Source organism: Oleiphilus sp. HI0128 (genome assembly GCF_001635365.1).
Genome location: NZ_LWGG01001400.1, coordinates 1 through 788 on the forward strand (window position 1 = coordinate 1; position 788 = coordinate 788).

Annotated in this window: 2 protein-coding genes; both read right to left on the reverse strand. The window is 46.2% G+C overall.

The annotated features are described in order from the left end of the window. Nucleotides 1–72: 72 nt before the first annotated feature. Nucleotides 73–543, reverse strand: a complete 471-nt coding sequence (locus A3763_RS22945) for a YiiD C-terminal domain-containing protein (RefSeq protein WP_068515199.1) — start codon at nt 541–543, stop codon at nt 73–75. 133 nt (nt 544–676) lie between these two features. Next, the coding region (locus A3763_RS27765) for a S1 RNA-binding domain-containing protein (RefSeq protein ID WP_156495282.1) at nt 677–788 on the reverse strand (112 nt) is incomplete at its 5' end.

The window sequence follows — 788 nt, forward strand, 5'->3', positions numbered from 1 at the left end:
GCCTTATGTCATGAGCAATGATGAACTAGCAAAACTCTGTCAGGCCATCCATCACGTTATCAAACACTATCATCAAGTTTGAGCGGCTAATACTGCGTACTTACCGCTAAACTTAACGCAGGTTTTGCCATTCTCATCCGGGACGCTCACCTCAATATGGAAGACCGATTTTCCAAGCCCGGTGTGATGGTGCTGAGCTTTTTCCAAGATTTCGGGTGCAGGTGCATAAGCCGTGGCGACAAGCCGGCCTCTCAGTGGCCGAAGGTAGTTGATCTCCCCCTTGGCAACAACGATATCTCCCTTAAGCCCTAGCGCTTCAGCTTTAAGCTGAGTCATTCCCCAACCGGCGATCACACAGAGATTGTATAAGCTTCCACCAAAAGCGGTGCCTTTATCGTTAATATTCTCTGATAACGGTGCGCTGACCTTTAGTGTTTCGCCATCATAGGCATCAATAGAAACCTGGGCGGCACGAGCCAGCGGGAGATGTTTGATGAGAAAGGCCTCTAGCGCCTGCCCTTGCTTAGAATAATTTTCCACCATTACCGCCTCTCACTGTTTCCTACTCTTTTTTATTGAAGGTATTTTAAGCATAAAAAAAGGGAGGTTTTCAAACCTCCCTTCCTTTAATGGCCACTCAATGCACTGCAAGTGACCTAAGTTTCATCACTAAAGCTTATTCAGCTTCAGCTAATTCTTTCATGCTTAGCTTGATACGGCCTCGGTTATCGACATCTAGAACCTTAACCTTAACCATCTGACCCTCTTCAAGAACATCAGTTACTTTC